The organism is Lysobacter sp. Soil_N_51 (genome assembly GCF_057655755.1).
Genome location: NZ_JBDGLR010000004.1, coordinates 503,764 through 524,749, shown reverse-complemented (window position 1 = coordinate 524,749; position 20,986 = coordinate 503,764). Strand labels below are relative to the sequence as shown.

At 68.7% G+C, this 20,986-nt stretch carries 15 protein-coding genes; 1 reads left to right on the top strand and 14 read right to left on the bottom strand.

Annotated elements, in window-relative coordinates; translation table 11 throughout:
* The first annotated feature begins 9 nt into the window (after positions 1 to 9).
* A complete protein-coding gene (locus tag AC3A4T_RS09505; protein WP_487675161.1) occupies positions 10 to 561 on the top strand; it encodes a hypothetical protein in 552 nt (183 codons plus the stop codon).
* Here AC3A4T_RS09505 and AC3A4T_RS09500 read toward each other — a convergent pair.
* From AC3A4T_RS09500 to AC3A4T_RS09435, 14 genes are all read right to left on the bottom strand, one after another.
* Complete coding sequence (locus AC3A4T_RS09500) at positions 458 to 3,070, bottom strand: vWA domain-containing protein (protein ID WP_487675160.1); 2,613 nt, start codon at positions 3,068 to 3,070, stop codon at positions 458 to 460. The genes AC3A4T_RS09505 and AC3A4T_RS09500 overlap by 104 nt on opposite strands.
* Before the next feature lie 76 nt (positions 3,071 to 3,146).
* A complete protein-coding gene (locus AC3A4T_RS09495) occupies positions 3,147 to 3,914 on the bottom strand; it encodes a hypothetical protein (RefSeq protein WP_487675159.1) in 768 nt (255 codons plus the stop codon).
* 21 nt (positions 3,915 to 3,935) lie between these two features.
* Positions 3,936 to 5,294 (bottom strand): hypothetical protein, encoded by a 1,359-nt coding sequence (locus AC3A4T_RS09490; RefSeq protein ID WP_487675158.1) that lies wholly within the window; start codon positions 5,292 to 5,294, stop codon positions 3,936 to 3,938.
* A 7-nt stretch (positions 5,295 to 5,301) separates the two neighbouring features.
* On the bottom strand, positions 5,302 to 6,738 hold the full coding sequence (locus tag AC3A4T_RS09485) for a hypothetical protein (RefSeq protein ID WP_487675157.1): 1,437 nt from the start codon (positions 6,736 to 6,738) through the stop codon (positions 5,302 to 5,304).
* 47 nt (positions 6,739 to 6,785) lie between these two features.
* Positions 6,786 to 9,803: a phage tail protein gene (locus AC3A4T_RS09480; RefSeq protein ID WP_487675156.1), complete on the bottom strand. Its 3,018-nt coding sequence runs from the start codon at positions 9,801 to 9,803 to the stop codon at positions 6,786 to 6,788.
* Positions 9,803 to 12,127 carry a baseplate J/gp47 family protein gene (locus AC3A4T_RS09475; RefSeq protein WP_487675155.1) on the bottom strand — a complete coding sequence of 775 codons (2,325 nt, stop codon included), beginning with the start codon at positions 12,125 to 12,127 and terminating at the stop codon, positions 9,803 to 9,805. The genes AC3A4T_RS09480 and AC3A4T_RS09475 overlap by 1 nt, the downstream gene beginning before the upstream one ends.
* A 10-nt stretch (positions 12,128 to 12,137) precedes the next feature.
* Positions 12,138 to 12,530 (bottom strand): GPW/gp25 family protein, encoded by a 393-nt coding sequence (locus AC3A4T_RS09470; RefSeq protein WP_056114557.1) that lies wholly within the window; start codon positions 12,528 to 12,530, stop codon positions 12,138 to 12,140.
* The gene (locus tag AC3A4T_RS09465; RefSeq protein WP_487675154.1) at positions 12,527 to 14,602 is read right to left on the bottom strand and encodes a hypothetical protein; all 2,076 of its coding nucleotides are present in this window, start codon (positions 14,600 to 14,602) and stop codon (positions 12,527 to 12,529) included. The genes AC3A4T_RS09470 and AC3A4T_RS09465 overlap by 4 nt, the downstream gene beginning before the upstream one ends.
* Positions 14,603 to 14,663: 61 nt before the next feature.
* Positions 14,664 to 15,386: a phage baseplate assembly protein V gene (locus AC3A4T_RS09460; protein WP_487675153.1), complete on the bottom strand. Its 723-nt coding sequence runs from the start codon at positions 15,384 to 15,386 to the stop codon at positions 14,664 to 14,666.
* Between the two features lie 3 nt (positions 15,387 to 15,389).
* Positions 15,390 to 16,460, bottom strand: coding sequence for a phage late control D family protein (locus tag AC3A4T_RS09455; RefSeq protein WP_487675152.1), 1,071 nt, complete (start codon positions 16,458 to 16,460; stop codon positions 15,390 to 15,392).
* A 21-nt stretch (positions 16,461 to 16,481) separates the two neighbouring features.
* On the bottom strand, positions 16,482 to 16,664 hold the full coding sequence (locus tag AC3A4T_RS09450; RefSeq protein ID WP_487675151.1) for a hypothetical protein: 183 nt from the start codon (positions 16,662 to 16,664) through the stop codon (positions 16,482 to 16,484).
* A gap of 34 nt (positions 16,665 to 16,698) precedes the next feature.
* The gene (locus AC3A4T_RS09445; protein WP_487675150.1) at positions 16,699 to 17,553 is read right to left on the bottom strand and encodes a CIS tube protein; all 855 of its coding nucleotides are present in this window, start codon (positions 17,551 to 17,553) and stop codon (positions 16,699 to 16,701) included.
* Positions 17,554 to 17,569: 16 nt separating this feature from the next.
* A complete protein-coding gene (locus AC3A4T_RS09440; protein ID WP_487675149.1) occupies positions 17,570 to 18,034 on the bottom strand; it encodes a phage tail protein in 465 nt (154 codons plus the stop codon).
* A gap of 1 nt (position 18,035) precedes the next feature.
* Positions 18,036 to 20,984 (bottom strand): hypothetical protein, encoded by a 2,949-nt coding sequence (locus AC3A4T_RS09435; RefSeq protein ID WP_487675148.1) that lies wholly within the window; start codon positions 20,982 to 20,984, stop codon positions 18,036 to 18,038.
* Positions 20,985 to 20,986 lie beyond the last annotated feature (2 nt).

The window sequence follows — 20,986 nt, the reverse complement described above, 5'->3', positions numbered from 1 at the left end:
GCGCTCACCATGGTCCAGCACGTGCTCGCGCAGCCATTGCCCGGGATCGCGTCCTTCCAGAACGCCGGGCCACCACCATCGCTGCGAAACCCGCCCGCGCAATGCGTCGCGGGCCAGGCAGGCGGCGAGTTCGCCGCGATCGAACCACACCGCCTCGGCGTCGACGGCCTGTTCGTCCAGCCACGGCCGGCGCGCGTTGCGGCTGTGTTCGTGCAGCGCCTGAGTCACCGTGCGCGCCAGCGTGGTACGCCCGCCGCGCGCCGCGACCAATCGGCGCACCAGCAACAGGCCGCCGGCGGGCAGGCCGCGCGGCGTCCAGTCGACCGCATCGAGCGCGCGTTCCAGCCGCAGCCGGGCGAGCAGGCGATCGCGCTCAGTGCCGCGCAGCGTGACGCTGCGCAGCCTGATGCCGCCAAACTGCTTCAGATCGCGATGCGCGTCCGGCCGCATGCCGTGCTCACTTGCGCCGCAGCAGCAGGAACAGCAGCAACAGCACGATCAGGATCACCCACCACCAGCGCTTCCACCACGGCTGGCCCGGACCCGTCGGACCATTGTTGATGATGTCGTCGCCGATGCTGTTGCCGGGTGTCAGGGTGCCGGCCGGCGGCACGAAGCCGTCGGGGCGATAGATCGGTTCGGGCAGGAAGTGCAGCGAGACCTTCGGCGGCGTGCCGGTGAACGGAATCTGCACGGTGTAGGTACCGTCCAGATTGTCCTTGGGCTTGACCGGCGCCTGGCCCTGCGCGTTGAACCAGAAGTAGTTGGCCCAGCCCGGACCCATCTTGCCGCCGAGCACGTTCTTCGGCGTGGCGATGATGACCACCGCCTTGCCGCCATCGGTCGTCACGATATTGCTGCTGTACTGGGTCTTGCTCGGATCGGGCAGCGAGCGCACATGCACGGTGCGGATCTGCTGGCGCACGAACTGGCCGCCGGATTCGGATTTGCCTTCGACCAGGAACACGAACTGGTAGTGGCCTTCGAAATCGGCCGGCACCAGCGCGCTGTAGCGGCCGTCGTCGGCCTTGCTGTCGCCGTTCGCGGCGGCGCCGTTATCGAGCAGGGTGATGGTTTCGTTGGCGTGCTTGAGCGCGTCCGGATCGGCCGCGAGCAAGGCCTTGAGCTTGAGCTGCGCCGCGCTGGCCTGGTCGCCTTGAGGCGCCGATCCGCCTTGCACGTTGGCGTCGGACAGTACGTCGCCCAGGTTGTTGCCGGGCTTGACCACGAACACCTTGACCTGCGCCGCGGGCTGGCTGTTCAAGCCGCGCAACGGCTGGTCGAGATCGTTGACCTGCGCGCTGAGCTTGATCTTGCCGCCGACCGCATACTCGGCCGCGACCGGGCCCAGCACCGAATTGACGTCGGAGTCGTCGCCCAGCAGCGACAGATTGAACGCGACCGGCTTGCCGCCGCCCAGCACCTGCAACTTCCACACGCCGGCGCTTTGCGCAACGCCCACGCGCGGGAACGCGACATTGCCGATCAGGCGCCCGCCGAGGGTCGCGGTGGAGGGAATGAAGTCGATCGGCGCCGCGCCGGCCGGCGGCGTCAGCCGCACCCGCAGCGAACCCATCGCCGCGTTCCAGTTCAGATTGAACGCCAGACTATGGGTGCCGGTGGTGACCGGGAAGCTGGTCTCGAACGACGTGGATTCGGTGGTGACGTCGCTGATGACCCGCAGCGTTTCCACCGAACTGAAGCGGACCGCGTTCTGCAGCACTTGCACGAACAGGTTGGGCAGGATCGCCGCGTCGTCTTCGGTATTGAGATAGAAACCGTTGCTGGCGATCGAAGCCTGCTGGTTGATGGTTGCGTCCACCGCCACGCCGGTGCCGACGGTCACGCCGTAAATCTGCACCGGCGGCTGATTCGGCAGCGCGACCGGGGCGCCGCCGCCGGTGGTGGTCTGCACCTGCGATCCGCTCACCTGCGCGAGCGGATCGGTGTTCTGCTGGCCGTCGCTCATCAGCAGCACGATCTTGCGATTGGGTTCCGACGGAGCCGGCGCCAGCGCTTGCGCGCCCTTGAGCAGGCCGCCGCCGATCGAGGTGGCGCCGGCTGGACCGACCGCGGCGATCGCGGTCTTCTCGGTGGCCAGGTTGAGGTCGCCGAATTCCTTGAGGCCGTCGATGCCGGAGCTGGCCTGCAGTTCCTTCAGCCACTTGATGTCGTGATCGAAATAGACCACGCCGAGCCGGTCCACCGGCCCTTGCACCGCCGGCGCGCCGCCGTTGGCCGGGCAGGCGACGGCGAAGTTCTGGCATTCGTTGTCGCGCAGCGCCTTCCACATGTCGATGAAGGTGGCGGTGGCTTCGTGCAGGCGCACCATCTTGGTCGGCGCGCCGGGCGAGGCGCTGACCGCGTCGGACATGCTGCCGGAATGATCCAGCACCATCACCGCGTCGACGCCGATCCGGCCGCCGGACAGAATCTGCGGCGTGCCGCTGATGCTCGCGACCGGCCCGTCGTTGCGCGGTATCGGCCGGAATGCGGTGCCGCAGGCGGGATTGCCGGCGCCGACGGTCTGCTTGTCCAGGCTCTGGACCGAAGCGGCGACGATCCGCGCCGCGCCGCCGACCACGCTGACCGTCCAGGTTTCTGGAGCGAGCAGGGTGGAGGTGCAGCCGCCGCCTTCGTTCAAGTTCGAACGCAGGCGCAGCACCAGCACCAGCTTGTTGTCGGCGCCGCCGGGATCCGCGCCGGCCTGCTGCGACTTGATCACGGTCAGGCGGTCGGCGCTGACCGCTCCGGCCGGCGTGTTCGGAAAGGTCTTGAAGCAAGCGTCGTCGGGCGCGAGAAAACAATCGTTGTTCGCGTTGGTCAGGACCATGCTCTCGGTCGCCAGCGCGCCGCTGCCGGCCTCCTGCAGGTTCACCGCGATGTTGGCCGAGGTGTCCAACTGCAAGGTGATCTTGAGCGCGCTGATCTGCAATTGCCCCGGCCCGTTGCGGTTGGGCACGGTGATGTCGAAGCTCGAAGCGGGCGCTGCCGCCGCCAGGCACGACCAGGCCGCCAGCGCGCACGCCAGCAACAATCGTGGCGCCAGAGTAGTGAATAGGGTGCTCATCGAATGGTCCTCGGATATTTGCGCGGGGTGCGTGCGGTGGGACGGTGCGGTGTGGATACGACGACGGGTGATGCCGTCATGCGGTGCGTTCCAGCGAGATGCCCAGGGTCGCGGCGACGTTGGCGTTGGGCACGGTCACGCTGAGCGTCGCCGGCGCGGAATCGCCGATCGCGATGCCGTGGGCGTTGGTCAGCGCCGGCATATCGACCAGCAAGGTCGAGGGCAGCGGCGCGGTCTGGATCTGCGAACCGGCCTTGACCACGAGCGGGAAACTGACCTGGGCCGGGCCCGGATTGAGCACCAGGCTGACCTGATTGCCGGCGGCCGGCGTGGCGAAATTGAGTCCGGTGATTCGCGCCTCGCGCGACGAACGCAAGATGGCGTTGCCGGAGGCGACGTCGCGCGCGTCGCTGATGCTGGGATTGGGCGCGCCCGCCACCTGCGGCAGCAGCACATAGGGTTTTTGGTCGGTGCCCTTGGAATTGACGATGCGCACCAGCACCGACTTGGTCTGGCCCGACGGCACGCTGAGGTTGGTCGGAATGGTGAAGACCAGCTGGATGTTGTTGCTGCCGGCGAGCAGCGCGGCCGGCGAGATCGGCACGCCGTCGATCGAGACGGCGTTGGTCGCCAGCGGGAAATCGAAATTGCCGAACAGGGTCAGGTTCTTGCCGATGTTCTGCTGTTGCGCCGGCGAGAAACCGGTCAGCAGCAGCCCGGTCTGGGAGCCGCCGCCGTTGCCCCCGGCCAGCAACGCATCGTGCTCGTTGAGCAGCCCGATGATCCGGTTGAGCAGATCCGAAGAGATCACGTCCCCGGGGCGTACGGTGTCCAAGATCGCCATAAATCCTCCTGATCGGTTGTGCTACGCGCTTTCGCAGCAGTTCGCGTAGTTGCTGTAGTCGAAGCGCGCCATGTCGAGCCTGGGCGACGCGAAGTCGGGCAGTTGGCCGCTGGCGAAGGCCAGCATCGGTTGTACGGATTGGTTGTCGTGCAGGGCCTTCGCGTTCTGCCAGGGGCGCCAGACCCACAGGAATTCGCGTTGCCCCAGGTCGACCGGCGCATGCTCGAGCGCGCGCTGTTGCACGGCGCCGAGTTGACGCACGTCGATGAACGGCGTGCCCTGTTGCGAACCCGGTCCCGGCCGTCGCGCGATGCCGTTGAAGAACGCCGCATCGTCGAATCCGCGCAGCGGAAGCCGTTGCAGCGGCACCATCCCGAACGGCGGCAGGTAGCGGAAATATTCGCTTGCGTTCAATGCCGCGGGCGCGCCGCTCGCGGCCAGCACGTCGCCCAGTTGCTGCTGAAACTGCGCGCACATCGCATGCGCCTCGACCAGCCGCCGTGCGCGCGCGACGAACGCGAACGAGGACAACTCGCCGGGAACCAGCGGATTGCGCTGGAACGAGAAGCCCGACAGCGCGTCGGGTTCGAGCAGCGCGCGCCGCACCGCCCAGGTGTCGACGAAGTTCAGTCCGGCCGTGGTCCAGTACACCAGCGCGATCGGTACGTCGCAGTCGCTCAGCGCGCCGCTGCGCAGTTCGTCGATCAGGCCGTAGCTCGGCGGGTCCACCCGCCACGGGTCGAATGCATTGGCGTCGCGCGCTTCCACGCCGAAGCAGCGGTAGGCCAGGCGATTGCGGAACAGCGGCGAGGACGGGTCGAGATCGGCGAAGCGCAGTGGATTGATCGCGAGCAAGCGGAACTGCACCGCATCGACGGTGGCGTCGGTGTTGCAACGCACGTTGGACGGGTCCAGGCCGTTGCTCGGCGCGCGGCCTTCGCTCGATTGCGCCGGCGCGATCGTCAGCACGTACACGCCGGCGCCGGCGACGTAGGTGCCGTCGGCGAGCGGGTTGCATTGCGCGAACACGCATTGGCAGCCGTCGCCGCCGTCGTCGGCATCGTAGCGGCGGGTCAGCGCGACGCTGGTGTCGGCGCCCAGGCGCAAGGTCTGGCCGAGGCGATTGATCGCAAGCCCGGCGCGCACCCGCAACACCGGCGCGTTGGCCTGATCGAGATCGGCATCGCGCGCGGCTTCCAGGCCGAACGCCACGCCGTCGCCGAGTGCCAGGCCCAGGCGCGCATCGGCCTGGCGATGGGCGAGTTGTTCGCGCGCCAGGTCCTTGCCGGTCAGCAGTCGGCCGTTGAAGAAATTGACCTGGCGGATGCCGCCTTCCTTCAAGGGCTGCTGCAGTTGCAGGACGTTGTCGAGAGTGCTCATGGCCGCCTCACGCTGTCGCGATCGAATGCCACTGCCCGGCGCCGTCGGCGATCAGGGTGATGGCTTTCTTCTTCTTGACCGACAATTCGGCCAGGCCGTCGATGCCGTCGCCGGACTGCGCGTCGGGTTGCAGGATCAGACTGGTTAGGTCGGCGTTCTTGACCACCACCTGGCGGCCGGCGTTGGCCGGCGTCGACGGCGGCAGGGTCAGCGCGGCCTTGCCGCCGCCGCGTCCGATCACGATCCGAGGCTGGCCTTCGAGTACGCCGTCCTGTTCGAGGAACTGCACCGGCGGCGGCAGCGGCGGCGGGTCCAGCGCGAGGCCTTCGAACGAATCTTCCGAAGACGCCTGCATCAGCGCCATCGGCCCGCCGAATGCATCGTCGCTGCCGGCGCAATCGCAGCCGCACAGCGCCCATTCCTGCAGCATCCGCTGATGGATCAGATAGGGCCGCGCGCTTTCGTCGAGCTGCAGACTGGCCGGGCTGCCGTCGACCTGCCACACCCCGCTCGGCGAGCCGCCGATCCAGCTGATCTGCATGGTCAGCGAGGCGAGGAGTACGCAATCGCTGTCGGGGTACTGCGGGCCGTGACAGCGCATCGCCATCCACAGCGGGCGCAGTTCGCTGATCCAGAAACCGAAGGCGACGCGCAGGAACTCGCATTGTTGCTCGCGCGCGATGTCCAGGCCGGGCGAACCCAGGTCGAACAGATAATCGCCCAGGCTCTGCGCGCTGGCCGGCGGCGACAGCGGCGGCGACGCGCTCTGCGCGTCGATCCACGGTTGCACCGCGCTGCGCAACGCGGTGCGCCATGCGTTCGGATCGGGCGACAGCGGCGGGCTGGTGTCGATCACGTTGATGTTGCCGCGCAGCCAATGGACGAAGTCGCGCAGCGCCTCTTCCTCGACCTGCACCGGCGGGTGTTCGCGCAGTTCCAGACGAAAATCGTCGGCCACGCGCGAGGGCTTCATCAGCTCGTCCTCGGAGCGGCAGGGTTCGCCGGGAATCGGCACCGGCCGGGTCTGGCAGTCGGCGTAACACAGACCGAGGTACAGCGAGACCGCGCCGGCGGTCACCACCGGCGGCGAGTTCGGCGGCAGGGTGGGATCGAGCATGCGCGCGACCATCGCCGCGTTGTCGGTCTTGGCCAGCCAGCGGTTGATCAATGCGCACTGGTCGGCCGGCACGCAGATCAGGCGGCCGCCCGGCGACAGCGCGGAGCCCGCGCTCACGTGCAGGCGCGGACCATCGCTGCCGTCGTCCTCCAGGTACACGCGCAGGCCGCTGAGCGTGCCGTAGCCGAGCGCGTCGCGCGCCAGCCATCGGTCGCGTCCGGCCAGATAGGCGAACTCCTGTTTGAAGTCGTCGACGCCGAGCACCATGCCGCGCTCGTAATTGACGTGCTGTGCGGGGTCCGCGGGCAGGCCCGTCAGAGTGGTCACCGGTTCGTTGCAGCAGCCCATGGTTCAACTCCTGGAATCTTTAGCGCTCAGCATTCGAGCGACAGCCGGTCGCGGCCTGACAGGCGCGCGCGACCGCCGACGAAACTGGCGCCGAGGTAGGCACGGCCCACCACGGCATCGGGGATCAGCTCGCTCGCGCGGCTGCCGGCACCCAACTGTGTATCGAGCCCAAGCCGCGCTTCGCCGACGCGGTTGAAGGCCCAGTAGAAGCGCACGTCGAACACGGTGTGCGCGGGTTTTTCCAGTTCGACGATGCGTCGCGCCACGCCCAGGCGTTGCTCCAAGGCATACGGATCAGCGATCACGCTGGCGACCGGCAGCAACACCGAAAAGCGGTGCGCGGTGCGATGCATCGCCAGCAACTGGCGTTCGAACTGCAGCCAGTCGGTCTGCGCGGCGAAACTCGCTGGCAGGCGATCGGGCAGCGGCACGTGTTCGAAATCGGCCCAGGCATTGGCGTGCGCGGCGCGCAGGCGTTCGATCCGGCGATAACGGCGGGCGAGGAAGTCCTGCCACAGCTTGCGTTCGCGCGAGCCGGCGCTGCGCGCGCAGTAGTCGCGCCAGTCGTCGGTTGCGGCCTGCTCGGTCGGCGGCGCGGCCGGTAGCAAGACATCGTCGAAGCCGGTCCAGGCGCTGGTATGGGCGCGGTTCAAGGCGTCGATCTGGACGTAGCGCGCTTGCAGGAACGATTGCCAGCGCGCGCGTTCGGCCGCGCCGACGCCGGGCACGAAGCCCAGTTCGGCGCTGGCGAAGGCGCGCCAGTCCTGCGCCGCATCGGCGTCGCTTGGCGGCGCCAGCGAGAACGGCGTGATCTGTTGCAGCGGCGTGGCCGTGCGCTGCTGCCAGGCCGCATAGCGATCGGCGAGCCCGGCATTGCCTTCGGCCGGCGTCCACAAACGTCCGCGCTGCACGGTGCGTGGACCGCTGTCTTGATCGAAGCCGACCTGCACGGGCGGCAACGCCTGCGCGACCAAGGTCTCGACCAGACGCGTCTGGTACGCCTCGACGATGCGGATGCGCCCGGCGCCTTCGTCCTGCGCGCGCGGGCCGTCGAACACGATCGGATCGAAGTCGCTTTCGAACGCCAGCGACAAGGCGATGCGCAGGCCGTGCACGGTGCCGCGCCAGCGGAAGAAATCCATCGCGTGCTGGACCAGCAGGCGATGCCGGCGTTCGTCCCAGGACGGGTCCAGGGCCAGATCGAACCAGCCGGCCAGCCACGGCAGCGCGTCCTGCGGGACGCTGCGCGCGTCGAACAGTGATTCGACATTGACGATGCGGTCCTCGATCTGGGTCAGGCTGCTTTCGCAATTGGCCAGCCAGCGTTCGAGGAAATCGCCGTTGTCGACGTCTTCGCGGTACACCGCGGGAAGAAAACGTTGCGGGTAGGAGAACCGCGGCGCCCACAGCCGCAGCGCGCGCAGGCGCGGCGCGGTGGTGCCGTTGCGGCTGCGCAAAGTCAGCCGCAGTTGCAGATAGCGGCCGCGCGCGTGTTGCAGCAGCAGTTCCCAGGTGCCGGCGCCGGCTTCGCGGCGGGTCGCGCGCGCGGCTTCGCGACGCAGCCACGGCAGTTCCGGACCATCGCTGCGCAAGCGCGGCTGTGGTTCGCGTTGCCAGCCGCCGATCACCTGCGCGTCGTCGGCCGGTTGCAATTGACCGTCGAACCAGCCGCTGAGCTCGTCGCCGGCGCGGCTTTCGATCTCGACCTCGCAATCGGGCGGCACGCTGCCATCGAACAGCAGCTTGTCCCAGACCGTGCCGAGTTCGTCGGCGTCGAACACCGGCGTCACCAGTACCGCCTGCGCGGCAAAGCGCTGGCGATGCTGCTGTACGACCGGAGTCCAGCGCGGTTGCGCGGTGCCGCAGTCGTAGTGCGCCTTGCCGGCCACCGCGACCAGGGCGCGGCCGCCGTAGCGGCGCAACGGATACAGTTCGGCCGGCGCGCGCAGGCTGAAGCGGCCGTCGTGGTCGATCACTTCGAACCCATGCACCTGGTTGCCGATCTCGCTGGCGATAAACAAACGCGCTTCGTCGCCGCCGCCGCCTTGCCCCAGGCCCTCGGCGTAGACCATGTCGTGGGCGAGCGCGGGCAGGGCGTCGAGCCATTGCGAGGCATCCACGCCCCAACCGTCGCCGTCGCGCTGCAGGCGCACGACCTGCGAGCGCTGCCCGGCGAGATCGCGATTGAGCACCATCACCCGGCCTTCGCCGTGCGACTGGATCGCGATCGGGTCGAGCAGCGCAACCGCGGTCTTGGCCAGATCGAGGCCGCCGGGAAAGCGCTGTGCCGTTTGCTCGCGCGGCGGTCCGGACAGCGGCTGGAAATCGTCGACCTGCGCCGGCGCGACTTCGATCATGCCGTGGCCGGCGTTGATTACGGCCAGGGTGCAGTCGAGTTCCCACAGCTGCCGGTGCGCGCGGTCGAGCACCCAGGCGCCGCCGCCGTGGCGTGAGCACATCGCGAACGGCTCGAACGGGATTGCGTCGGGCCATTGGGTCTGCAGCGGCGGGCCGCCGGAGATCAGGTCGAAACTCATCAAGCCGCGCAGCGTGCCGCGGGCGAAGGCGATCACCAGGTAGTCGTCCTGGGTCGTGGTCAAGGCCAGGTACCGTTCGGCGATCGGTTCGCGCGACGGCTGCGCGGCTTCGAACGCGAGCCGCAGTTCGCCGCGCTCGGCGCCGCAATCGGCCGGTTGCGCCGGCCAGAACGCGCTTTCGTTGCCGCTGCCCGAGGAGGTCACGAGCAGCGAGCGCGCATCGTCGGCGATGCGGTAGACATTGCCGTTGCGATCGGCGCTGGCGCCGCGGCGCGCGTCCAGGGTCAGGCGCAATTCGCCGGAGGTGGCGGGCAGTTCGATCAGCTGCGGCTGCAGTGAAATCTCCGAACGGGTTTCGTCCCAACCCGGCAGGTCGTCCGGCGGCAGCGGCATGGGGCTGACCAGCGCATCCCACCACAACGCCAACGGCTGCGCGTCGCTGCCGCGGCAACGCGACCAGTCGTCGTGGCCGAACAGCATCTGGAAGCGCGCGCCGTTGACGTTCATCAGCAGGTCTCCGGCACGATCGGCACCGGCAGCACCGGCCTGGTGCTGCCGCTGGAGCCACCGCCGCCGCTGCCGCTGTTGCCGCCGCCGCGCAGCGCATCGATCGGCAACGGATCGCCGACCACCACCGAGATGCCGAGAATGCGCGGCAATTGCAGGCCGGTCATTTCGATCACGTCGCTCTGACTGCGTTCGCCTTCGGCCAACAGCACATCGGCGACCGAGGTCACGCCGGACACGCGCGCGACTTCGGCCAGCAATACCCGGCTCGCGACCGCGGTGCGCAGCGGCCAGCCGCGCGCGGGGTCGGCGGTGCGCGGCGCGAACAGCGCGGCCTCGCGCGGCATCGCCCCGGCCGGGCCGATCGGCGCGAGCGCCTCGCGCAAGCGGCGCTTCACGTCGTCGACCACTTGCGCGATCGCGTAACCGGCCGCGGCCTCGATGCCGACCGAAATCCACAGGCCCTTGTAATCGGCGCCGCGCACGACCAGTTCGGTGGTGACCAGACGGCGCGGGTCCAGATGCCGGCACAGCGCGTTGAGGAACGGACGATCCGCGCGCGGCGCATCGGGCTGGCCCGGGTCGTGGCGCGGAATCGCCAGCACGGTGACCACGCCCGGCGCCGAACCCGGTTCGTTCGGAGCAAGATCGGGATGGAACGCTGGCAGCACTTCGATGCGGCCGATCTGCACGCCGGGCGCGCGGCAGGCGATCGATTCGAAATCGTCGACGCTGACCATGCGATCGCGATGTTGCAGATAACGGCGTACCTGTTTCTCGCCGCTGTCGGTGCTCTCGGCATCGGCGCCGCCCCAGGTCCGCACCGGGTTGGCGACGGCGAAGCCCGACGGCAGTTGCGGCGCGTTATCGATCGCCGCCTCGGCGACGTTGCCTTGCGCGCCGAGGCAGAATTCGTACGAGGCGAACACCCGCGCGCCCAGCGGCAGGCGGCGGCCGCGCAGGCCGTCGCCGAAACGCAGTTCGCCTGCCTCGGGATCGAGTTCGAACACATCGGTCGGGCCGGGCGTGGTGCAGACCGCATCGCGCGCGCTGCTGCGCGGATCGGCGATCGGCACTTCCGGCGCGGCCGCGGCGAGATCGTCGATCTCGCTCCAGCGTTGCGCGCTGCCGTCGCCGAGCCGGGTCAGCACGTTGACCGAGCCGCGCAACACCGGACGACGCGACAGGCGCCGCAGTTGATCGGGGCGGCCGTCGCCGTCGGCCAGCGGTTCGGCGGCGATGCGCTGGATCTGCCGGATCGGGGTGGCGTTGATGCCGGCCCAGCGCAAGCGCGCCTGCGCCGCGCCGTCGGCGGAGATGCGCAGCCAGGTGATCGCGCGCGCGGCCAGCGCCGGATCGTCCAGGCTCGGCGGCATCGCGCCGACGCCGCCTTCGAGCGGGTCGATGTCGCGCCACACCCGCAGCTGATCGGCCGCGGGCAGACTCAGCTGGACCACGCCGGGCACCGACAGCAGATCCACGTCGGTACGCGGTTCGAGTTGCCGATACGCCGGCGCGGGGCGGTCGTCGCCATCGCGCGGCACCCGGCCATCGGCGGGCACGTTCGGCAATTCGAAGCGCAGCAGATTGCGGCTTTGCGCGTTGCCGGCCGGTAACAGCTGCGCGCTGGTCGCGTCCAGCGCCGGCACCAGGCCGAGGGTCAAGGTGCGGCCGCCGAGCTGATCGCGCAGGTGCTTCCACGGATCGTCCGGATCGCCGGGCGTGTCGTTGGCGCGCGCGAGCAGCGCGATCCACAGCGAACGGTCGACGGTGTCGGCGTTGAGATCGACGCTGTCGACGACCTTGCGGTCCAGCGCCAGGGTCTTGTACAGCTGCACCTTGCCTTCGCCCGGGAACGGCAGTTGATAGGACGCGTACAGCAGGCGGTAGTAATCGAGCAGTTCCTGCGAGGGATCTTCGATCCGCCGCTTGAAATACACCCGCGCCTCGACCGGCAGCACGTCCAGGCCGAGCTGGGTGCGGAACGGTACCGCGCCGGCGCGCACTTCCAGATCCGCCGGCAGGGTTTCCACCCGCGCTTCGCCGCGCGCGTTGTCGATTGCGATCAGGCCCTGCGCGGCCGAGGCACTGGCCAGCGGGATGCGCAGCATCTGCAGGAACTTGAGCCGGTTGCGTTCGGGGGTGAGGTTGGCGCGGTACAGCAGGTTCTCGGTCAGGAACGAGAACAACTGCACCAGGGTGACGCCGGGGTCGCTCTGATTGAAGTTGGTCCACTCCGGCGTGTGCACGCTCGCGCGCGCCAGCGTGTCCTCGACCAGTTGGGCGTAGCGGCGATCGTCGATGGGCGGGGGTGCGAGCGGCATCGGGGCGGCCTCAGTTCACGGCCAGCGGAATGGCGAGGCTGATGCGCTCGCGCGACGCGGTGGCGACCAGCCGGTAGGTGATCGTCGCCAACGCGGTCTCGGCCTCGCTCGGATGCGCGATCACCTCGACGTCTTCGACTTGAATGCGCCGTTCCCAGCGCGCCAGCGCGCGCTGCATGGCCTCGCGCATGCGCGCATGGGTGCCGGCGTTGTTGGGTTCGAACAGGAACCGCGCCAGACCGGCGCCGTAGTCGGGCTGGCCGACGCGTTCGCCTGGCTCGGTCTTGAGGATGATCGCGATCGATTCGCGGATATTGGTTTCGCCCGACGACCACACGAAGCCGCCGTCCGCGCCGACCCGCGGCGGAAACGAGAACCCGCGTCCGAATACGCTGTCGTTCATGACGCCTCCTTCTTGCCTTTCAGGCCCGGCACCGGGAAGCAGATGACGAAGTACGGCAGCCAGCGGAAGATCAGATCGAACAGGGTGACGATGATGATCAGCAGGATCAGCGCACAGATCGTGATGATCGGAATCGATATCGAGCAGATCATTCCGATGTTGATGCCGCCGCTCTGACACGGCCCGCCGTCGCCGGCCGGCAGATCCTTGTGGAACGGCCACGGCAGCACCGACAGCACCAGATCGACCAGGCCCATGCCCTTGGCGCGCTGCACCTGGCCGCACAGCATGTCCGACAGCACGAACGCGGTATTGCGTTGATGCTTGCGCAAACCGGACGGACTGGTATCGGTCGGCAGCGAAATGCGGATCGGCCGCGCGGGCGCGTCGGAATCGAAGAAGCCGGCGAGGCGGAAGCGCTGGGTCGGCGCCGACAGCAGCGGCGGGTGCAGCGGCCCGCAGTCGCGGCGCGCATGCACGAAACGCAGCACGAACCAGCCGCCGTCGCCGAGATTGGCACCGAGGTTGTTGCCGAGCGCGTTCTTGACCTGCAACGCGAACGGCACCGGTGGTGCATCGGTTTCGGCCGTGGCCACCAGCGCGCGCGCGAACAAGGCGGTGAAGCGATCGACCTTGCGCGCGACATCCTGGCCCGGCACGGTGCCGGCCGATGGATCGGGATCGACTTCGGGAGTCGAACCGTTGAGTTCGTCGAGCGCGAGAAACGGCCCGGTCGCGGCGAGCGCGGTGTCGACGCCGGCCAGGCAGAAGTGGAAACGCGGCCAGTCGGGCAGGCCGCGGGTGTCCTGGCCGGGCTTGGTCCCGGTGGCGTAAGTCGCGGTGCTCGCTTCCAGGCGCGCGCCCACGCCGTCGGCGCTGATCGCCTTGAGCGCGGCGCGCATCGAGGCCATCGCCGGATACTCGCCGCCGCTGCCGAGCGCGGCGATCAGCGCCGGGCTCATCGCCGGCTTGCCGAGCCAGTCGTACAGCTTCTTGCGCGCATCCGACATCGCCGCATAGCCGTTGCCGTTATCGACGATCACTTGCCACAGGTCGGGCAGGTAGGTCTTCAGATGCTCGGCGCAATCGAGCAGCACCAGCCACGACGCGCTTTGCTGTTGCAGATTGAAGTTGAGTGCGCGGGTGACGCGATCGGCCGGCGGCTCGCTCTCGTCGCCGATCTGCGGTGTGGACTCGGGCGCGGTGGATAGTTTGTAAGCCGAGCGAATCAAGGTCTTCCACGGTTCGCTGACGTCGATCTGGAACTGCGACATGCGCGCGAGCTTGGACAACGCTGGCGCTGCCGTCGTCGTGGCCGCATCGAGTTGTTGCCGTTGCGCGGTGGCGAAGCTCTCGACCGGGCTTGGATCGACCCGCACGCCGAGGTATTCCTCGCGCCGGCCGACCGGAACCGTGCCGGCCCACAGGCTGCGCCGATGCTGGTTCTGATCGAGGAAATTCAACGAAAACGCGGGCAGGCGTTCTTCGCCGGGAACGAAGCCGGCCTCGTCGCATCGCTGCCAGCGCGCGCCCTGCGCGTCCTTGATATAGGCGAATTCGTGCAGTGCATCGGCCGCGCCGCCGGGCAGGGGCAACAGGCGCCGCAGCACCATGCCGACTTCTTCCGCGCCGCCGCGCACCAGCGCGTGTTCGGGCAGGCCGTGGATGCCGCAGACCAGACTGGCGGTAGCGAGGTAATGACGTTGATGCGCGGGCTGATACAGCTTCAGCGGCAGCGCGTCGGCGAGCTCGGGCGCAATCCGCGGCTGCGCGGCTTTCGCGGTCGTGCTGCGCCGCGCACTGCGCACCAGTTGCGGCAGCGGCGCGCGTTCGACCAGATCGGGCGGGTCGACCATTGGCTTGCGCCAGGTTTCGCCGCGCGCGAGCAGACGGTCGATCCGGGCCGGATCGTGGGCGAGGGTGCCGAGCAACTGTCCCATGAATTCGTCGCTGGCGAAGCGCAGGATCGCCGGTCGCGACTGTTCTTGCTCCAGCGAAGACGTAGCGGCGTCGTCGCCGAAACGCGACCACAGCGGCTGCGGACTTTGCCAGCGCAGCGGATGATGGTTCATCGCGGCCTCCTGCCATCGGTGCGGCGGGCGAACGGGGAATGAGTGCGGGTATCGACGGTATTCACCAGATATTCCCCGCGCCCGGCGTGTACGACGCGCTGACGATGCTGTTGCAGATGACCGTGTCGGCCTTGACCACGCCGGAGAAACTCGACATCGCCGCATCGACCGTGACCATGCCGGCGCTGACCGCGACCTGGCTGGCGTTGACGGTGACCTTGACCGCGGCGGTGATGGTGATGCCGGCGGTTTCGAGCTTGATCGAGTTGCCGTTGCTGTCGGCGATCTCGACCGCGCCCGGGCCGTCCTTGAGGGTGAAGGTCTGGCCGCCCGGGGTTTCCAGCAGCAGTTGTTCGCGGCCGTCCTGATCGTCGAGGGTGATCTGCACGCCGTTGCGCGAACGCAGCACCTTCTTGTAGTTCTTGCCGGCGCCATCCATCGAGGCCGGCGGTTTATCGCGGCCGTTCCAAAGGCCGCCGAGCACGCACGGCCGGCACGGATCGCCGTGTTCGAAACCAACCAGCACTTCGTCGTCGACATCCGGCACGAACCAACTGCCGCGGTTATTACCGCCGAGCATCGTCGCCAGTCGCGCCCACGCTTCGAAACGTTGCCCACCGGCATCGGGCGACCACGGCAACGCGACCTTGACCCGGCCCTGGTTGTCCGGGTCCTTGATGTCGGTGACCAGCGCCACGAACACGCCGTACCAGCGTCCGCCCCAGCCCATCGGCAGGCGTTCGTCCAGCAGTTGTTCGTAGGCGGGCAGGTCGACGATGCGCATCGCTCAGCCTCCCCGTCCGATCATCGGGCGGTCGCACCAGAACTCGGTGCGCATGCCCAGTTTGGGATCGAAGCGGATCTGCACCTGCGTCACGGTGTAGTCGCCTTCGAACAGCGGGCCGATGCCCTTGATGGTGAGGCGCGTGCCGACGCGCAAGGTATCGCGCGTTTCGGCCACGCCATGGCCGACGACGAAACGCCGCGCCATATGCCGGAAACTCGATTCGGCCAGCACCCGTGCTTCGCCGTCGGACAGCGGGCAGGCGTGGACCAGGGTGTCGGCGCGTTTACCGAACGCGCGTTGCAGGGTCTGCGCGCCGCTGTCCTTGCCGCCGAGTTCGGCGCGGATCGCCGCGTCGTCGGCGTCGTGTTTGGCCGCGCGCTTGTCGGTCACGCTCCAGCCGGCGCCAGTCAACTGGGTGCGTTGATTGGCGAGGTCGGCGCGCACTTCGAATTCGCGCAGCGGCCCGGCCCAGGACAATTCCACCGACGGACCGTTGCGGCGCGCGCGCTGCACCGCCTTGAGCTGGGTGCCTTCGACCCAGATCTGCGCGTCTTCGTGACGGGCGAGGTCGCGCAGGAAGGCGAGGTCGCTTTGATTGACCTGCGCCAACAGCTTGTGACTCTCGCCGCTAAGATCGACCTGCGCCTGCAAACCATGATCGCCGGCGATGCTGCGCGCCACGTCGGCCAGGCTGGCGTCGGCGAAGCCGCGGGTGCGCCGGGTCATGCGCAGGTCCTGCAATCGGTCTTCGGCGCATACGCCGATCTGCGGCGTGCCGCCGTCGGGATACGTGGCCGAGATCGCCGAGATCCGGCCTTCGAACAGTTTCGCGTCGCCGAGCTTGATCGTCAGCGGCTTGCCGAACTCCAGCAGGTCGCGGCCGAAATGCTGGAAGCCGGGCGTGTCCGCTCCGCCCCAGTTGCCGAACACCAGCTCGCAGCACGCCAACCCCGCTTCCGATTCGCTGATGTCCAACGACATCAACGAACTGGTCAGCGTGTCCTGGCGCCGGCCGTCGATTTCCACCGAGGGTCGCGAGGGTTTGATCGGCGATGTTCCGCTATCGGCCATGGAGCGTGCCTGTCCTTGTGACTAGTGCGCCCAGATCCGCAGCGCGCGTCGCTGCAACTGCCGCTGCGCGGCTTCGAGGTCGTGCGGGTCGAGCTTGGCCGGGGCTTCGTCCTGGCTCTTGCCGGCGCCGCCCGCGTCGTTCTTGTCGCCGCCGCGCGGATCGCTCAGCACTTCGAATTCGTTGATCACTACGCCCATCGCCATGTCCTCATCGAAAGTCGTGTCGCGTCGAAAGCTCTCATCCGAACGAGATCGAACCGCTGGCGCTGCCGCCGAGCGAAGCGTTCAGTCCAACCGAAGTTTCGATCGACGCGCTCGCTCCGAAACCAGCGCCAGCCCCAACCGAAGCCCCGCCCGAAATTCCGACATCCAGGCCGCCACCGATCCCGCCGCTGAAACCGCCGCCAATCGAAGCCCCGGCCGAAAGATTCAGATCGACCAACTGCCCCGCCGGCATCCGCAACGGATCCTCGATCCCGTTCGCCGACGCAATGCCCTGCCAATCGCCCTTGCCGTTCTTGCCGGCCATCGATTGCAGCGAGTCGCCTTGCTTGGCGCTCTTGAGCGGCGCCTGCCCGGGCTGATTCGGCACCTTGCCTTCGCCCTTGAACTCGGCGGCGAGGATCTTCTGCTGCGACAAGGTCATGGTGATGCTCGAGCGCAGCGGCTTGCCGTCCTGGGAGAAAAACTCCAGGGTTTCCTCCATGCCCTCGACCATGCCGTCGAACAGGAAACTGCCCCAGTGAAAACGCACGCCGGGCGGCGCGAGTTTCTTCGGGTCCTGCTCGGACGGTTGCGGGGTCATGAAGTAGACGACGTGCTGGGTCAGCCGGCGCACGTCGTCGACCGCGTCCTTTTCCATCGCGGTGACGTCGAACCACAGTTGCAGCGCGAGCTTGGTAGTGCCGGCGCCGACGAACTGGCGGCCGGCGTTGCCCGCGGCCTGGTCGCCGCCCTGCGGCTGCACGATCTGGTTGGCGAAGGTGACCTTCAGCGTTTCCGGATTGAACTGCACCTCGACCTTGCGCCCGCCGTCCTTCTCTTTGGCGAAGCTCTGATCGAGTTCGTACAGATGGGCTTTTTCCAGGGCCATGCGCGTTCTCCCGGCCTCAGCGATCGCCCGGGCGCTTGAGCGCCAGGGTTTCGTAGGCCATCTGGAATTCCTCGATGGCGATCTGGCCGTCGCGCGCGTTCATCGCCGGCGCCTTGAGCTTGACCGGCACGCAGCGCGACAACACGAAGCGCGCGCGCACGGTGTTGCCGTCGGGCGCAAGCAGCACCACCTCGGCGTTGGCGCGCAGGCGCGGATCGGCGACGCAGTCGCGGAACCAGTCCCACAGATCGAAGTTCTCGCTCATGCCGCGCTTGAGGGTGAGCTGGCCGTAGCTGACCGCGCCGTTGAGGCGGATCTGCCGGCCGTTGTCGCCGCCCTGGCGGATGGTCTTGACCTCCATGCTCATCTCCAACCCATCGCATTCGGCGAACGCGGCATTGGCCAGCGGCTTGGCGTCGCTGCCGCGGTTGATCTCGACCGAGAAATTGAAATTGGTGAACGGGTAGGGCTGCGCGCTCATGTCACAGTTCCTCCTTGACCGTGAGGCGCTCGCCGCTTTGCGCCAGGCGCACCGCGATGAAACGCATCGGCAGCGACGGCGCCACCCGCAGTTCGACCACGAACCGCCCGGACTCGACCGATTGCGGCGGATTGACGCCTTCGTCGGTCACCACCCGGAACGATTGCTCGGCGGTGGCGCCGGCGAATGCGCCGCGCTGAAACAGATCGCCGAGCAGCAGATCGAAACCGCGCTGCACCGAGCGCCACAGCACCGGGCCGTTGGGTTCGAACACGTAGCTGCTGCCGCGCCGCAGCGCCATGCGCCGCAACAGGATCAGCAGGCGGCGCACGTTGATCGGGCGCAGTTCTTCGTCCAGCGCCAGGGTGTCGGCGGACAGCGCGAAGAAGCCGCGTGGATCGTCGCGCAGCAGATTGATCTGCGCGTCCTGCAAGGCGGCGCGATCGCCGTCGGCGATGCGCGGGGTCAGCGCGACCACGTCGCGCATCGGTTCGTTGGCCGCGGCGATCCAGGCGCCGCGCTGCGAAGCGCGCGCGGCGAACACGCCGGTGGCGACGCCATCAGGCGGAACCACCCGCAGACGGCGTTGCGGATCGCGATCAGCGCCGGCTTGCGCGGCCGCGCCCGGCGAGAGTGCGCCGAGCGAGCCGGCCCCGAGCGCGCCGCTGCGTGCATCGGATTGCAGCCAGGGGAAATACAGCGCGCCGTAACTGAGCGCGCGCGCTTCGTCGAAGGCCAACGCCAGCGGATCGATCGCCGCGCCGGCGCCGCGCACCGCGCGCAGGCGCTGGCTGTAGCGCAGCGCCTGCGCGGTGCGGAAATGCCGCGGCATCGACAGCACCACGAACAGATCGCCGCAGGCCGCGCCCAGGCGCAGCGCGCCGCGATGCACGGCCAGCCATTCGGCTTCCATGCCGGCTTCGACCGTGGCCGCGGTCGGCAGCACCCATTCGTCGGCCCGCACCCGCACCGTGACCGGATTGGAGGGCAGGCTGTATTCGCCGCCGACCTGAGCGACGACGCGGTAGTGATAACGGCCTTCGCGTTCGCTGATCGCGACGTATTCGCTCAACTCGCCGTTGTAGATTTCGCGCTGGTCGCTGAAGTCGGCCAGGCCGGCCTCAAACAAGGCATAACGCGCGCCGGCTTCGCTCTGGGTCCAGCTGAGTCGAAAGCGGCCCGGCGACACCGGTGCGTCCGGGCCATCGAGTACCGGCGCCGCGATCAGGCGCGTGCTGCAATCCAGGAAGCGGCTGAAATCCGGCGCCGACAAAGAATCTTGCGAAGCCGGATCGCCCAGGCAGGCGCCGCGGTGGTCGCGCCAATGCGGCGGCGTTGTCGGCGTCGTTGCGGGCGTCGGCTCGTCCGGCGGATCGAGCCGGCGCTGCCAGCCCAGATGGATCGCATCGGGCAACGACAACAGGCTCGCTTCGTTGAACAGGCCGCCGGCGCCGATGCCGAACACCGCGTGCAGGCCGTACAGCGGCCGCGGCGAAGGACGGATCAGGCGGATGTCGTCGGCATGCGCGATCAGGGTCTGCACGCTGTCGGCGGCGAGCGCGGGATCGAGGAACAGATCGCGATCGAAGCGGGCCAGGCCGTCGCGTTCCAGCGCGGTCGCGGTTTGCGGCAGCGGACCGACCGATGCGCCGAAGTTTGCTTGCACGCCCAGCGGCAACCACGCCAACGGTCGTGGCGCATCGTCCGGCGCCAGCGGATAGCGTTGCAGTTCGGCCGGAGGTACCGAGGCCAGATCGTCGCGCTGACGGTAGTAGTCCTGGTCGCGTTGCTGTTGCCAGAAATGGCCGCTGGCCAGCGGCGTGAGCGCGAGCGAACGCAGGCGCGATTGCGCGCCGTCGGCGCTCAGCGCGCGCAGTTCCAGTTGCAGCCAGTGCGCGGACTCGACCGGACCGGTCCAGGCCGTGGCCGGATCGAGCTCGCGCCAGGCCGGGCCTTGCGCCTTGATCAACACCGCGATGGCGTCGTCGGCGATCGGGCTGATCGACAGGTCGGCGACGCGATCGAGTTCGTCCACGCGTAGCCAGACGGTCTGCGCACCCGCGGCGAAGCGTAGCCACGCGCCGACGCTGAGTTGTTCGGAGGCCAGCGGCGCCTGCAGTTTCAAAGTGGCCGGCCCCCAACCGTCCGCGAGCGGCTTGGGCGAATGCAAGGTCGCCGGTAGTTCGTCGTCGAGCCCGGCGATGCGCGCATCGCCGCTGATTTCATCCGGCGAGCCGTCGCCGATCAAGGCTTCGAACGCAGCCAGAACACGGACTTCGACGCGGTACGGCGCGGCCGGCGTGGTCCCCGCCGCGGTCTGTTCGACCCGTGCATACAGCTTGATCGCCGGGTCCTGGTCGAACTGCAGCAGGTCGCCGACGCTCAACGGCTGCCGAGTCAGAAAGGCGAAACGATGGGCGGCGGGCGAGCCGATCAGCGACCACGAGTCGAGCGCGAAACCGCGCTGCTGGGTCGCGGCGTCGACCCGCAAGCCATCCGACCACGAGCCCTCGCAACGTGCCGCGACGATCGCAGGAGCGATCGCATCGGTGCCGTTGATCGCGAGCATGCCGGGCAGGGCGTAGCGGTTTGCGGTCGCGACCGCGCTAGGCAGCGGCGCGTCCTCGCCCAATCGCACCCGCTCCATCGCCGCGCTGCGCGCGACCCGCAGCACCCAGCAGCGACGCCCGCCATTGGCGAAGAACGCGCGCACGCTCGGGCCGAGATGAGCGAACACGCGTTCGCCGCGTTCGCTGTCCCAGGCCAGCGGCGCATCGGCGCCGAACACGGCCGCGTACTGCGCCACGCTTTCCACCGCCACCGGCAGATGCAGCGGGCCGGTCGCGGCGAAGCCGACGAACACCGCCACGTCCAGGCGCGGCAACGCGTCCGCCGCGGGCGGCGGCGCCACGTCGACCTGGATGCCCGGCAGCCGGCGCGCGGTGGTCACGG